Below are 15,358 nucleotides of genomic sequence, written 5' to 3' on the forward strand. Positions count from 1 at the left end.
GATGGAAATTCGGGTCGAATTTCTGGCCTTCCGGTTCCAGTTTCTTCACGCCGTTCTTTTCAAGCTGGTTGAGCAGATCCCGTTCGATCATCTCAACACCTTCAATCAGGGACGCAATGCCGGCATCGGCGTTTTTGCGGTCCTCTTCCGGCAAGGCATCCAGCGCACGGCGCAGATTGTCGGAAACCGTCAGCATATCGCGCGCGAAGCCAGACACGGCATATTGACGTGCGTCCTTGATTTCCTTTTCGGTGCGCCGGCGCAGGTTTTCCATTTCGGCCATTGTTCGAAGAGCACGGTCTTTCAGATCCGCATTTTCAACTTGCAGCACTTCGACCGGATCCATACCCGCGTCTTCAGCAGCATCGGGTTGCGCTGTAGCGGTTTCGTTATCCGGGGTCACACTTGCCGGCTGTTCTTCCGGGGTTTTGTTTTCGTCACTCATGAATGTTCCGTTCGGCTCAACTGTCTGTGCCTGCTTATACGACCGGTTGCACGGATTTTCAAAGAGGATCGGCGGACAAGCACTTGCTTATCCGCCGGATGCGCTCATATGGGATCCACAGCCGGCTGGCCGCAGGCAAACAGCGATTAAAGGGCGCTCTTGATCCAGTCGGACAACTTGCCTTTCGGCGCGGCGCCAACCTGGGTTGCCATCGGTTCACCATCCTTGAACAGGATCAGCATCGGAATGGAGCGAACGCCATATTTCATGGCCATGTCCTGGTTCTCATCGATGTTCAGCTTGGTGATTTTCACCTGGCTTCCCATTTCTTCCGAGATTTCCTCCAGTGCCGGAGCAATCATCTTACAAGGACCGCACCATTCGGCCCAAAAATCGACAACGACCGGGGCATCGGATTTCAGAACTTCGGATTCGAAGGAAGCATCGGTAACTTGAGTGGTTGCCATAACAAGATCTCGTGGTTCTTTGTGTCGCGCCTACCCTATGTAAACGCATCAGTTGGCCCGAACGTAGGAAGCGGCAGGCCCGTCGTCAAGCTGCCGTGCCGTCGGGACGCAGGCTGATGAAGGTTTGATCCAGGATCTCGGACGGAATTTCCATCAGGGATGGTGCCGCCGTCCAGAGGAGACAGGCGGCAATTTCCCTGTCCGGATAAATCTGCTTCAGCATTTCCCTGTAAACACAAAGCTGTGCGCGATATTCGAGCGGCACATCCGAAGCCGAATTCGGCGGATTGAAATTGGTCTTATAATCCACAATCACAACCCGGTTATCCTCAACCAGAAGCCGGTCGATCTGACCCGAGACCTCCACTTGTGTGCCGTTGCTCGAACGAATCGTTCCAACCAAGGGAACTTCAACCCGCGCTGCATGGGTAAAGAGCGACGCAAAGTCCTGCCTGTCGAGTATGTTCTGAACCTCCTGCAGCAGTCCATCGCCGTAGCGCTCAAATTCCGGCTGCAGAGTTTGAGACAGATAATTTCGGGCCGCTGAGGCACGGTCTACTTCTTCGATTTGCGGCAGGAGCTCGAGCAAACGGTGCACGATCCGTCCCTTTTCCAGGGGCCAGGAAGCCGGTTGATTACGCGATTGCAGCCGCACAACAGCCGGCATCGGCGTTACGCCGTCCTTTCCTTCCATTTCCTCAAAGGCTCTGGAAGGCTGCAGGCGTTTTTTCTTTGGCAATGGCTTCACAGGTTCATTCAGCCAGGAAGGCAGCGTTTCTTCCGCGGTCAGTTCCCGCTGGTCGGAAGGCGCCGTATCGCCTTTCCCGGACGTCGGTTCATCGGAACTTTGCTGCCAGCGCCACCCGACCACCTCGCTGGCTGAATCGGTCAACTCGCGCGCCTCCGGCTTCAGCGCCCGTTCGACCATGGAATACCAGCAGTTCTCATGGGCGCCGCGCTTCGGTTCCCAACCGCAAACGATCAAGCGATCCTCCGCCCGTGTAAGCGCGACATAGAGCAGACGCCGGTATTCCTCTTCCTGCCCATCGCGCAGCTGTTCCACCGCATCGTCATGCCATGCCGTCCGGTCTGTCTTGGGCGGCAGCCAGACAAGTGCCGGTGGAAGCAGGTCGTTCTGCAAACGTTGACGCGGCAGGAAAGACGGATCGTGAATGGCACTCACCGGGGCCGCCCCTGGATCAACCAGCACAACGATCCTGGCTTCCAGGCCTTTGGACCCATGTACGGTCATGATCCGTACCATGCCTTTGGTGTTGGTCAGTTCGCGTTTGATTTCGGTCGGCGCCGCTGCCATCCAGGCGAGAAAACCTTCAAGACCCGGTGTTCCTGCCTGCTCATAGGCAATTGTCAGTGCCAGGAATTCGTCAAGGACATCATCCACTTCAACGCCGAGCCGGGCCCGGAAAGCTTGTCGCCCTCCATCAGCTCCAAGCAGACGCGCATAGAACTCGTAAGGTGGCACAAAATCGGCGCGAGCGCGCCAGTCTTCCAGTTTTGCGCGCACCACCTGCCATTTTTCAGAACCTTCCGAACGCTTGACCAGCATCTGCCACAATGTTCCCGGACGGATCTTTTCCGGTGTTTCTCGTGCGACCTCGAAAAGCTCTTCATCCGTGAGATCGAAAAGCGGGCTCCTGAGGACGCAGGCCAGCGACAAGTCATCTTCCGGCAACAGCAGGAAACGGCCAAGCGCTGCCAGATCCTGAACCGCAATGTGGTCGGTCAGCACCAGCCGGTCGCTGCCTGCGGCCGGAATATCGAGCTGCTTGAGTTCGCGGTTGAGCGCATCGACAAAGGGCCCGCGCTTGCGTACCAAGATCATGACATCGCCGGGTTCCGCAGTTCCATTGCGCATCCAGCCGGCAATTTCCGACGCAACACGTTTGGCAACCTTGAGCATCGGACTGCCCGAGCCAACATGGTCAATCGGCTGACGCCAGTCTTCCGGTTCCTCGATTTCGGCTTCGGCTTCCAATGGCCAGAGATCGACGATGCCCGGGTCCCTGCGGATTGCTTCATGCACCGGTGCGGTAGTTTCCTGGGAGAGGCCCTTGTGCGCGGTGACGTCGCGAAACACCCTGTCGACTGCACCCAGCACGTCCGGTGTCGAGCGGAAGGAAAGCTGCAGATTGACGGAATGAAATTCCTGCTCAGCTGCTTCTGCACTTTTGGAAAACTCACGCCGCATCAGATCGAAATAAGCCGGCACCGCGCCCTGGAACGAATAGATCGACTGCTTTTCATCGCCAACGGCAAACAGCGTCCGGGTTCGTTCATGTGCACCACTGCCGGAGAAGAACTCCGATGCCAATGACGTGACCACTTCCCATTGGCGCGGGCTGGTATCCTGCGCTTCATCGACCAGAATATGATCGAGGCCCTGATCAAGTTTGTACTGAACCCAAAGCGCGGCATCGGACTTTTGCAACAGGGTTGCGGTCTTGACGACCAGATCTTCAAAATCCAGATAGCCACGCGCTGTCTTGGCCCGATCATAGTGGCGGATGACCGCATCGGCCAGACGGAGCAGAGAAACGGTTCCCTCGAAAGTCGCAACCCTGCGCCGTTCCTCCAGCAGCGTCATCAGACGCGATTGTTCACCGACAAGCGCTTCAATCATGTCCGGATATGTGTCAGCGATCTTTTTCGTCGCCAGGGACTTTCTCGGCTCCAGCTTTCCGGTCAGGAATATCTGCAACCAGGCTTCACGGAAGGCGTCGGGAGTGCTTATTTTTATCGCATCGACGAGCGCATCTGCCCGGGCCTGATCCGTCTTGGTTCCCGTTTTCAAAGCTTCAGCGTAACTGAGACAGGTGTTCAGGTCGAAAGGGCATTCGTCCCTGAAACGGTTGTCGAAATCGCCAAGCCGCGTAGAAGGATCAATTTTCAGAAGCGCCGCCAATTCCTCAAGTGCCGTTTCCAGATCCCCGGCGTCGACCGTCCAGCGGCGAAAGGCGTCACGTCTCTGGATCAGTTCGTCCAGAGCCTTCTGGGCACCGCCATCGCTCATCAGATCGATCACGGACGCAAGCGCCTGACCGAAGCTGCTGTCCGGTTCCGTTTCCGCCTTGTGCAACACGCTGGCGCGGGCTTCTGCCATCAGCTCCGCAGCCACCCTGTCGTCCAGAACGGAGAAATGCCCGGCAACGTTGGCTTCCAACGGAAACTGGTGCAGCAGAGACTCGCAAAACCCGTGAATGGTCTGGATTTTCAGGCCACCTGGCGTCTCCAGAGCCCGGGCGAACAGGCGTCTGGCCATCGCCAGCCTGGCTGCATCCGGTTTTCGGCCCTCAATGTCCTGAAGTTCGACGCTGAGCTCACCGTCCGCCATCGTCACCCAGGTGCCGAGGATCTTGAAGACACGGGTCGCCATTTCAGCGGCAGCGGCCTTGGTGAATGTCAGAGCGAGAATCCGGGAAGGGTCGGTGCCGTCGAGCAGAAGCCGGACGACGCGCCGCGACAGCACGAAGGTCTTGCCGGAGCCAGCATTGGCGCTCACCCAGGCCGAGGCGCGCGGGCGGGAGGCAAGATCCTGACGCTCTCTGGTGAGAAGCGGAATATCAATGCCACTCATGACACCTCCTCCCCGCCAAGTACCCATTCCTGCGTGCGGGCGAGGTGGTCATAAACGCCGTCAATCTGACGCTCACGAAGGATCCGTGCACGGGAGCGGTAACCGGTCTCGACCTTGGCGTAATGGGAGATCAGCTGCTCCAGTCGTGCCCAGGCATCTTCGACCAGATCTTCCAGCTCGGTTTCCTTCGGATTGCGCTTTGCCTCAACGACCGGCTCGGCACCACCTTTCAGCTGGAGATAAAGAAGTTCCGAAATCGGCACGTCGGCGGGAACATCCTTGAAGCCTCGCCTCCGGATCATGGCCGCTTCCAATAGCAGCTGAGGCGATAGAAGGGCGTCGACCTGCTTTTGAGACGGCACCTGCCCGGTCTTGTAATCGATGACCGACAACCCGCCGTTTGTCAGCAGATCGATCCTGTCGGCTCGACCTCTCAGACGAAAATCAAATCCAGGCAGCTTCAGCTCGACACCGCCGCCTATCTCCAGGAACCGCTTTTCAATCTGATGGCTGCGAACAGCCTCATAACCGACAAATCCGGCAGCAACCCTCACAAAACGTGGCCACCAAAGTGCCCGGACCACCGGAAAGGCATCCAATGGTTCAAACAGGCGCTCACCAATTTGGGTAAGCGCCAAGACGGCATCGTCATCGAACGGTCCGGACCAGGAACCAAGAAACTCGGCCAGTGCATCATGAACGAGATTGCCCTTGTCCGCGGCCCCCGGTTCTCCGCCAATCGGATCGACGGGCTGCAACTCGAGGACATGGCGGGCATAGATCGCGTAGGGATCGCGGATCAAGCGTTCAATTTCGGTGATCGACAAGGACGCAGGTCGGGCTTTCAAAGGAGGCCTCGGGCTGGGTCTTTCGGCCGGACGGACAGGACCCGTCGACCGATCCAGCAAGGATGCGAGCCTTGAATAGACAGCACCTTTTTCCTCCATCAGGCCTGTCACCTGCGGTCCTGCGAGGGTCGTCAACCTTTGAAGCCAGCGGGAGGCAACGGTCGGCGCACCGTCGGCGCGGCCAGCGCGAGACAGCAAAACCCGCCTTGCACCCAATCCTTGCGCAAAATCATGAGCTGCCGCACCAAGCCTGCGTTCCGGTGGCTCCAGTCCCATATCCCGTTTCATCGGCCGGTTCAGCCAGGGATCGTTTCTGGTGCGCTGTGGCCAGACACCTTCGTTGAGTCCACCCATGACGACGAAGTCGAAGGACTGCAACCGGGCTTCCATCGGACCTAGGATCTGGATCCTCGGATCTCCGGGCAAGCGGCGGCGCACGGCCTGACCCGACATCAGTGCAGGCAGCACGGACGGCCATTCTCCCGGTGGAATTTCCAGGCCACTGGCTTCCGCTTCCAAAAGGCCAGTCAGAAACTGTGCAAGGGCGTCGCCTGCCTCTCCCGCAAAAAGCTCGTCAACCGATCCGGCATCATCAACCGCAATGGCCTGAACGACCTCGACATGGCGTCTGGTCAGCTCGGTAACGGAAACTCCGTCCGCGCTTTGCGAGAGCTCTTCCAGCGGTGCCAGCGCGACCAAAAGCCGGGTGACAAGATCGGCAATCACATCCCAGTCACCATCATGGATCTTTTTCCAGCGCGGCGTATGAGCCTTTCCGGCTTCGGCGCGGCTTGCCTCGATGGCTGCTTTCAGCCCTTCCGTTCCGGGCCGCGCCCGGGGCCCACGAATGACCCCTCGTTCCAGCGCGCGCGCCGCGGACCGGATGTCCTTGACCGGAAGACCGAGCCGCGCCAGGGGATGTTTCAAAAGAGCGAGCAGATCAATCGGTTCACAACCGTTCAGCGCAAGTTTGGCGCCAAGCAGCGCAAGAATAGCCGGTGCAGTCTGGTCCAGTGGCCGACCGGCGCTGTCGTCTACCTGAATGTTCCAGCGCGCCAGCTCGGCAGCGACTCTTCTGGTCAGCATTCTGTCCGGCGAGATGAGCGCTGCGGTTTCCCCTCGCTCCAGCGTTTCGCGCAACGCAATCGCAACGCTCAACGCTTCATCGGCTTCGTTTCGGGCAGTCAGGACCGCGACGTTTTCAAGAGCGTCTTTACGGCATTCCTCGGGCGTCGCTTCAAGATACGTCGTCCAGGCGTCTGAGGTATCGGCCGGTCTCAGTGCTTCCGAAACAAGGTTTTCTCGCATTGCAAGTTCAGGAGATGGCTGAATTCCGAGATCCCTAATCTTTGACCGGTCGACACCCAGACGCCCCAGGAGCTGCTTGAGGGAATATTGCGGATGCGAGGGTAGACACGGCACATCCTTGCCGAACGAATGACCTTTGACAGCCGTCGCGGTTTCCCGTTGGCCAAGCACCGACCAGGACCGGTCATCGAGGTGCCTGTCGAGGCCGGGCAGAACAATTGCGCCCCGTTTCAGTTCCGAAACGACCTTCAAAAGCTCTGCAGTTGCCGGAACCGAGCCTGTCACACCGGCAACAATAACAGGTCCTCGAGGGGTTGCCGTCGCAAGACGTGCGGCTTCGCGTCTGATCAAAGCGGAGCGCCGTGCCTTCGGGTCCATCCGGCCGAGTTCTGCCAGATGAGCCGGCCATGCCTCCTGCACGATTTTCAGAAAATCCAGAGTGATCTGCCAGTAGCGGGCATGTTCTTCGGGAACCAGACCGGCAAGATCGGACCATTCGGCTTCCTCGGTCTCAACTTCGTCCATCAGGGAAAGCAGGTCACCGGCGAGCCACGCGGCATCGGCAGTCGATGCCGGCAAGCCCAAAGGCTCGTCGGACCGAAGGCTCAAGGCTTCGCGGCGGAGCATCCCTTTCCAGGCTTTCACCAGCCGTGTCATTGCCAGGTGACGTTCCAGCAAGGGTATTGCAGGTGGCAAAGGCTCAAGATCCGGGTCACTGGTCAGACTGTGCGCATCTTCATCCGCATCACCTACAGGCCGAATTGCCGGAAGCAGAACAGGTTTGCCGCCAAATTTTTCCTGAAACAGATCCGGCAACAGACGCGCAGCCCGCCGTGTCGGCAGGTAGAGCGTGGCTGTCGGCAGCAACAAGGGATCGTCGATCGGGCGGAAGCCGGGAACGAGTGTCCCGTCGACGAGCGTATCGACAAGCGTTTTCAGAAACGGGACGGCAGCCGGGATGGAATAGAGGCGCGCGCGCTCGACCATCCTCAGGCAGCACTCTCGCGCACGGCATATTCGGCTGCCTGAATCGCATCCGGTGTGCCGATATGAAGCCAGAGACCTTCCATCTGGACACCGAAGAGGCGGCCGTTTTCAATGGCCCTGTCAAACAGGATGTTCATGGAAAAGGGACCGTCGGGAGCGCCTTCGAAAAATCTTGGATGAAGGATCGCGGCACCGGCATAGGCAAAAGGCGTGACATTCTTTTCCGGACGCCGGGACAAGCTGCCGTCCTTGGCCATGTCGAAATCACCGCGACCGGCATATCCCACCGACTTCACGGTTTCCGCAACAAGCAGCAGAGCGTCCATCCGATCGCCATCCCAGGCATCAATCATATGTTCCAGGTTTGGCTTTACGCCTTCGATCCAGTAACAGGTGTCCGCATTCAACTGAAAGAACGGTTCTTGCCCAAGCAAGGGCAGCGCCTTGTTGATCCCGCCACCGGTTTCCAGAAGCTGATCTCGCTCATCGGAGACCACGATCTCGATATCGTTGCGGCGCCGGACATGAACTTCAACCAGGTCCGCCAGATAATGTACATTGACAACACAAGTCTGGACGCCAGCTGCAACCAGTCTGTCAATGCCGTGATCAATCAGGGCCTGCCCGTTCACCTCGATCAGCGGCTTGGGTGTTGTCGCCGTTAACGGGCGCATGCGCTTACCCAGGCCTGCAGCCAGGATCATAGCATTGGAAGGACGAAACCGTGTGTCTGTCATGGCATAACTCAAATCATTGCGACCGGTTGCATAGGCGCTGTCCGCCTCACGTCCGGTAGCGTGCGTACCAGTCTTTCAAGTCCGACATGCCCGGCCTGTCAAGAACCCTGTCAAGATAGCCCAGTATACGTGGCAGGTGGCGCAAATATGCCGGTTTTCCATCTCTGCGTGCCAGGCGGACAAATATCCCCAGAAGCTTTGAATTCCGCTGAGCCGCCATCACCGAATAGGCGTTTGAAAAGCCTGACCTGTCGAATTCGGAGGACTGATTTTCCCTTGCTGAGACATAGGCATCAAGGAGCCCGGTTTCCAGCTCTTCGCAAATATCGGTCCGGGCATCGAACAACAACGAAGCGACATCATAAGCGACCGGCCCAATCACTGTATCCTGAAGGTCGATCAAGCCAATTCGGTTCAGTCCATCTGCTTCTTGCTGCCACAGGAGATTGGGAGAATGAAAATCACGCAACACCCAGCCGTGCTGCGCAGAAGCAACCCGTTCCAGGCAGGTTCGCCACAGGGTTTCAAATTCGAGACGAGTTTGTTGATCGGCCGGCTGTCCGGTGACCTCCGGTACATACCAGTCCAGAAACAGCGATGCTTCGGCAATGAGGGCTTCGGTTGAGTAGGCAGGGACCTTATAATCCTTGCCGTCTCTGACCTTGACCGTCGCCGGCCAGCTTTGGCCATGCATCCTGGCCAGAATATCCACCGCCACACGGTAACGCTCGGGTACCGGCTTGCCGTCTTCAACGATGGTTTCGCTGCCAAGGTCCTGAGACAGGATCAAACCGTTGTCAAGGTCTGCCGCATAGATTTCGGCTGCAAGGAAACCGCGGTCGCGAAGTTCCGACCCGATTGCGATCACCGACCGGCAATCCTGTGCCAGATGGACTTTTTCCATGTAGGCCCGAATAGGTGCAGACAAGGCGCCGTCGTGAAACGGCCAGCGCATCAGCACTGCTCTGTCAGCCCCTTGTGTCACCGTTTCAAATGTTCTGAGAGACGCGTCTCCGGCAAGAAATCTGCGCTCCGCACCAGCAAATTGCGCCGTGTCAAGAAAGTCGCGGATGGCCAGTGTCAGCTTGATGCGTGTCTGCCACTCTGAATTTTCGGAAAAGAATGTGAACCGACGCCGGTCACCGTCTTCTTCCGGCTGCGTGATCTGCACCCATAGCGCATGGCGCGGCAACAGGTCTTCCGCCATCTCAGGCCACTCAATCAGCGCAACTCCGGTCTCCAGCAGATCCTCAAGACCAAGCTCCTCAAGTTCTTCCGGATCTTCCAGACGGTAGAGGTCGAAATGAGAAAGATCGAACCGGTCAAATTCGTAGCTCTGAACCAAGGTGAAAGTCGGGCTCGGAACTTCCAGGTCCGGGTCGCCTGCAAATGAACGGATCAAGGCGCGTGCGAATGTGGATTTACCGGCTCCAAGATCACCGGACAGGCAAATGACGTCACCGGGCCTGAGCACCATGGCCAGATCATTGGCGAGCCTGTGTGTTCCGGGTTCGTCGGAAATCGGGAATTCAAGGAAACCTGTCGGCAAATACCGAAGTTCGTTGTCAGCCATCAGCCGGCGTCCTATTCGGCGGCGGCCTGATCCGCCAGTTCCGGACGCGCCGGGAACGAACAGGTTACCGTGGTGCCTTCGCCTTCGGCGGAAATGATGTCGACCGTGCCGCCATGCAGTTCCACAAAACTCTTGACGATCGCAAGACCAAGTCCTGCCCCCTGGCGCCGGGCACCGGTGTCATGTCCGACGAAACGGTTGAAAACCTGGGTCAGGATTTCGGCCGGAATACCGTAGCCGTGATCCTTCACGACAAATGTCACCTTATCGTCGTCGCGATCGCAGCTGACGTCAACAACGCCATCGGGTTCCGAATAGCGCACGGCGTTGGAAATCAGGTTGAACAACACCTGCCGAAGACGCTTCTCGTCGGCAATCATGACACCGATGTCGTCAGGCACATGGGTGCGCAGGTTGATCCTGGCCTCGGCAATCCGGTCCTTCAGCCCCTCAACCGCAGCGGATACGGTGTCAGCGACATCGACCTCGCCCAGGTCCAGCTCCATGATACCGGCGTCGAGCGTCGCAAGATCCAGAATGTCGTTGATGATGGCCAGGAGAGCAGAAGAGGAGGATTGAATGTATTCGGCGTATTCGCCCTGCTTTTCGGAAAGTTCGCCGAATTTCGGATCTGCAAGAAGTTGGGCGAAGCCGATGATATTGGTCAATGGCGAGCGCAACTCATAGGAAACATGCTGGATGAAGGCATTCTTGATCTGGTCGGCCTGCTCCAATGCCTCGTTCTTTTCAAGAAGCGCACGCTCGACATTCACGCTGTCGGTCACATCGACAAAGGTGACCAGAGTTCCACCATCGGGCAGCGGAACGGTGGCGTAGTCCAGGACGTCACCATTGTGACGTTCCAGACGGCTGACTTTCTGGGTACGATTGTCCAGAAGACCTGTCACGTTGCCGGCCAGTTGCTCCCAGGCCTCGGCTTCCGTGTCGTTCAAAGTACACGCGGACACAACCTGGTTCACATGGGGCAGTTCGGACAGCTGACCTTCTTCGAGGTTCCAGATGCGGCCGAATGCAGGATTCCACAGACGCAGACGGCCATCCGACCCGAACACGGCAACGGCTTCAGACAGATTGTCGAGCGTTTCGCCCTGAACCCGGGTCAAGGCGTTATAGCGGCTTTCCAGATCCAGCTGCTCGGTTACGTTTTCATAGATATAGGTGACCCCGCCCTGCGGATGCGGGTTCGCAATGACGCGCAATGTGCGGCCATCGGGCAAATGCCACCAGCTTTCGCGGGCCTCCAGCGACTGATAGCCCTCCAGCATCTTGTTGCGCCAGCCGCGATAGTCGGCCTGTTCTGGAATTTTACGTGCAGCGCGCAATGCATCCAGAACGGCACCATCTTCCGGCCGGCTTTCCAGGAAGGTGGAATCAAGATCCCAAAGCTGACGGAAGGCAGCGTTGTAGAATTGCAGCTTGCGGTCGTTGCTGTAGATCGCAACCGCCGCCGCAAGCTGATCGAGGGTTCGGCCATGGAAATCCTCGGCCCGCCCGAGTTCTTTCTTGGCCTGTTCCAACTCACTGATATCCACGGCAACACCGGCTCCGCCGACATTTGCATTGACGTCAGTGACTTCGAAAACTCGACGCTCGCCGGAAGCGACAATTGGAATTCTTGCGTTGAAGCAGCCATCTTCCGTGCGTTGAACCGCCATTGCGGTGCGTGCAGCGGCATCGAGGAAAGCCGCCCCCTCCCTGACCGCACTTTCCGCGTCCAACATCTCCACGGCTTCGGCATAGGCGCCATTGGCCCAGATCAGCTTGCCTTCCGCATCCCGCTGCCAGGCCGGCGCCGGCATGGCGTCGAGGAGTGAATGCAGCATGTGAAGCTCGCCGGAGATTTTGGCGTTGCGCGCGGCAAGCTCCGCCTGCATCTGACGCTCGCCGGTCAGGTCCCTCAAGCGCAGAACAACGGCACCGCCGGTCGTGCGGCCAAGTGCTTCTACATAGGTTCCGGTTCTGGTTTTCAGCGTTGAGGTGAAGGCTTCTCCGGTGCGGAACAACATGTCCAGATGGCGTTCAAGATCACCAGCGCATTTGGCAGTAAGCCAACTGCCGAAAGCCAATAGCTGTGCCGGTGGACGCGGCACACCGGATTTGTCTGGCAGAACACCCCATATCTGAGGCATTGCGCCATTGCCAGTCCAAACGATCACACGCTGCTCGTCCGTGTTCAACATTGCCTCAAGACGGTCGACGCGGAATTTCAGATCGCTCTTCTGTTTTTCCAGGGCTCCGATGAGCAGGGCCGATTGCTTGCGGTGGCGGACAAGTGCGATCGCCGCGGTGACGGCAAAGGCACACATGCCCCCGAGCGCTCCAAAGAGAATCATGGTATCAGGACTGATCGCAGCGGTGGTGTCCGCAAGCATATCGGCTGCAGCCGGACCAGAGGCTGCCCCAAAGGCAGTCACCGCGGTGACGCCAAGCTTCACGCTTTTCAGACTCCGATCTCGCCACGCCGCACGTGAACGCGCGCCGTCTCTGCCGCCTATCGGCATGTTATGGTCCCCTTACGCCGCATTGTCCCGCAATTGCGGGAACAGCCCCCCGGATTCCGGGAGTAAATCAGAGACTTTCGCCTCTTGGCCCCTGATTCGTTTTAACCATAACCTTTTTGAGAATCGCGCAGAAGAGTCCGTAACTGAAAAGTTAACAGGACCCTTCAAATTGAAGGGTCCTGCAATTTTTTGTTCACATGCCAGAAACTGGCAACTCACAATATCTAGTGGTCTAAAATACTGGAATCAGTATTTGTAGTGCTCTGACTTGAACGGACCGGTTTTATTAATCCCCAGATATTGAGATTGCTCGTTCGACAATTCGGTTAACGTGACACCGAGTTTTTCAAGGTGAAGGCGTGCGACCTTTTCGTCCAGATGCTTCGGCAGCACATAGACCTCGTTCTTGTACTGATCACCCTTTGTGTAGAGCTCAATCTGCGCCAGTACCTGGTTGGTGAAGCTCGCAGACATCACGAAGCTCGGGTGGCCGGTTGCGTTGCCAAGGTTCACCAGGCGGCCCTGCGAGAGCAGGATCATGCGTTTCCCGTCCGGGAATTCGTACATGTCGACCTGATCCTTGACCGGGCGGCACTTGGTGTTTTTCAGGGCCGCAACCTGGATCTCGTTGTCGAAGTGACCGATGTTGCAGACAATGGCCATGTCCTTCATGCCGCGCATGTGGTCGAAGGTGATGATGTCCTTGTTACCGGTCGCGGTGACATAGATGTCGCCTTCCGGCAGCGCCTGTTCCATGGTCTTGACTTCAAAACCGTCCATGGAGGCCTGCAATGCACAGATCGGGTCGATTTCCGTCACGATCACACGTGCACCGGCGCCAGCCAGAGACTGAGCAGAGCCTTTGCCAACATCGCCGTATCCGCAGACCACAGCCACCTTGCCTGACATCATCACGTCGGTACCACGGCGGATGCCGTCGACGAGAGATTCACGGCAGCCATAGCGGTTGTCGAATTTGGACTTGGTGACGCTGTCATTGACGTTGATCGCCGGGAACGGCAGGTCGCCTTTTTTCTGCATTTCGTAAAGACGCAGGACACCGGTGGTGGTTTCTTCCGAAACGCCCTGGATCAGATCACGCTGCTTTGTGAACCAACCCGGATTTGCGGCCAGACGCTTTTTGATCTGGGCGAAGAGGCATTCCTCTTCTTCGGACTGCGGATTGGCAATGAGGTCTGTTTCGCCAGCTTCCACACGTGCCCCGAGCAGGATGTAGAGCGTTGCATCGCCGCCATCGTCAAGGATCATGTTGGCGCCATCGGGGAAATCGAAGATCTTGTCCGCGTAGTCCCAGTACTCTTCCAGCGTCTCGCCCTTGATGGCGAAGACCGGAACACCTGCGGCCGCAATGGCAGCAGCTGCCTGGTCCTGCGTGGAGTAGATGTTACAGGAAGCCCAGCGAACTTCCGCGCCCAGCGCGACCAGGGTCTCGATCAGCACGGCCGTCTGAATGGTCATGTGCAGGGAGCCGGCAATGCGGGCGCCTTTCAGCGGCTTGCTTTCACCGTATTCAGCACGGCAGGCCATCAGGCCCGGCATTTCGTGCTCGGCGATTTCAATTTCGGTGCGGCCCCAGTCTGCGAGCCCGATATCTTTGACAATGTAGTCGTTCATGAAAGTGTCCTGCTGTTAGATCCAGCTCATTACGCCGGGCTTTGAAAGCGCAGCCGCCACCTTTGAAGGCCAATACCGGAAGGCATTTCGGCAGCCACAAGCCGATTTCCGGTCGTGTCCGGAATTCGTTGAATTGGGTTATAGCGCCGGTCGCGACTTCACGCAATAAAGATATAAAGAATTCTTTATATGATTTCTGTGCTACTGATATTTCAGAGCCAAACAGGGAAGATCATGCCCCGAACAGCCAGGTTGTCGGCAGGACGGCGAAGCCAAAATTCCGGTCATACAAAACAAGCAGAACGGCTATCCCGATGGCCCAAACAATACTTGCGAAAGACCCGATCAGGAAATATTCGGCGTCGATCTTTTGATCGAGTTCCTTGTGACGCGCGACTGTTTTCAGTGCGATCACCGCCAGAATGATTTCCCAGTTGTTCCAGACCAATCCGGCAACAATGAGCAGACGTTCAAGAATGCCAATATATTTTCCGGACTTGTTTTCGGGGCTCGAAACCTCTTCCCCGGGCGCACTCCGCACCTGATTTTTCGTTGCCCCCGGAGCGTCGTTTACCACCGCCTCCTGCATGCGGTTCCGCTGCGCCAGAGCCCGTTCCCGTTTGCCCGCACCGCTGGTTTCAAGAATGTATTTTGTGAAGCCGGTCCCGACATCGAAGAGCAGATACGCCAGAACGATATAGCCGATTGACTGGAGCAATATCTCTATCATGGCGTATCCTGGATCCGGACCTGTTGTTGAGACGGCGACGGGGCGAGCCTAAAGCGTGTGACTAGGGATTGATACACTTTGCCAGGAAAGTCTGCAGTGCATCGCGGCGTTCCCGGTAAGTCTCCCACCCTGCGGTTTCCAAAGTGTAATAAACAGATCGTTTCGTGACATTGCGTTCTTCGGCAATCCTGTCGGCATCGCCGCCAAACGAAAACCACAGACGAATGGTTTCCAGCTGTTTGTCAGACCAACCTGTTTCTGTTTCCGACAGGACGGAGCCGAAAGCGTCCAACAGCTGCTGTTGTGCGTACAACCCTTCGTTTGTGTGGGACTGCAGCAGCGAGAACCTGTAAACATTTTCACCCTGTTTCCGATTGAGCCTTTCCCGAGCTTCCGCCAGTCCGTCTCCCAGCATGTTCCAGGCCATATCTCGGTTGATAGGCGTTTGAATGTCGACCTGACCAACAACGAACCGGCAGGGGATCGCCTCGAACATCAATCGCAGGCGAAG

General features: G+C 57.5%; 10 protein-coding genes. All 10 read right to left on the minus strand.

Annotation, left to right across the window (positions count from 1 at the left end; all coding sequences use genetic code 11):
* Positions 1–445 (minus strand): nucleotide exchange factor GrpE (gene grpE / locus K5905_RS10600; protein WP_297583391.1); only part of this gene is annotated, 445 nt, incomplete at its 3' end.
* A gap of 146 nt (positions 446–591) precedes the next feature.
* Positions 592–912, minus strand: coding sequence for a thioredoxin (gene trxA, locus K5905_RS10605; protein WP_297583394.1), 321 nt, complete (start codon positions 910–912; stop codon positions 592–594).
* Positions 913–997: 85 nt separating this feature from the next.
* Positions 998–4,507: a double-strand break repair helicase AddA gene (gene addA / locus K5905_RS10610; RefSeq protein ID WP_297583397.1), complete on the minus strand. Its 3,510-nt coding sequence runs from the start codon at positions 4,505–4,507 to the stop codon at positions 998–1,000.
* On the minus strand, positions 4,504–7,650 hold the full coding sequence (gene addB, locus K5905_RS10615) for a double-strand break repair protein AddB (protein ID WP_297583400.1): 3,147 nt from the start codon (positions 7,648–7,650) through the stop codon (positions 4,504–4,506). The genes addA and addB overlap by 4 nt, the downstream gene beginning before the upstream one ends.
* Before the next feature lie 2 nt (positions 7,651–7,652).
* The gene (locus K5905_RS10620; RefSeq protein WP_297583403.1) at positions 7,653–8,387 is read right to left on the minus strand and encodes a nucleotidyltransferase family protein; all 735 of its coding nucleotides are present in this window, start codon (positions 8,385–8,387) and stop codon (positions 7,653–7,655) included.
* A 46-nt stretch (positions 8,388–8,433) separates the two neighbouring features.
* On the minus strand, positions 8,434–9,960 hold the full coding sequence (gene tsaE, locus K5905_RS10625; RefSeq protein WP_297583406.1) for a tRNA (adenosine(37)-N6)-threonylcarbamoyltransferase complex ATPase subunit type 1 TsaE: 1,527 nt from the start codon (positions 9,958–9,960) through the stop codon (positions 8,434–8,436).
* Positions 9,961–9,971: 11 nt separating this feature from the next.
* Positions 9,972–12,416, minus strand: a complete 2,445-nt coding sequence (locus tag K5905_RS10630; RefSeq protein WP_297583409.1) for a PAS domain-containing sensor histidine kinase — start codon at positions 12,414–12,416, stop codon at positions 9,972–9,974.
* 312 nt (positions 12,417–12,728) lie between these two features.
* On the minus strand, positions 12,729–14,117 hold the full coding sequence (gene ahcY, locus K5905_RS10635) for an adenosylhomocysteinase (RefSeq protein WP_297583412.1): 1,389 nt from the start codon (positions 14,115–14,117) through the stop codon (positions 12,729–12,731).
* Positions 14,118–14,349: 232 nt separating this feature from the next.
* The gene (locus K5905_RS10640) at positions 14,350–14,847 is read right to left on the minus strand and encodes a hypothetical protein (protein WP_297583415.1); all 498 of its coding nucleotides are present in this window, start codon (positions 14,845–14,847) and stop codon (positions 14,350–14,352) included.
* A 61-nt stretch (positions 14,848–14,908) separates the two neighbouring features.
* Positions 14,909–15,358: hypothetical protein (locus K5905_RS10645; RefSeq protein ID WP_297583418.1), on the minus strand; the 450-nt coding region annotated here is incomplete at its 5' end.

The organism is Roseibium sp. (assembly GCF_025698965.1).
Classification (GTDB): Bacteria; Pseudomonadota; Alphaproteobacteria; order Rhizobiales; family Stappiaceae; genus Roseibium.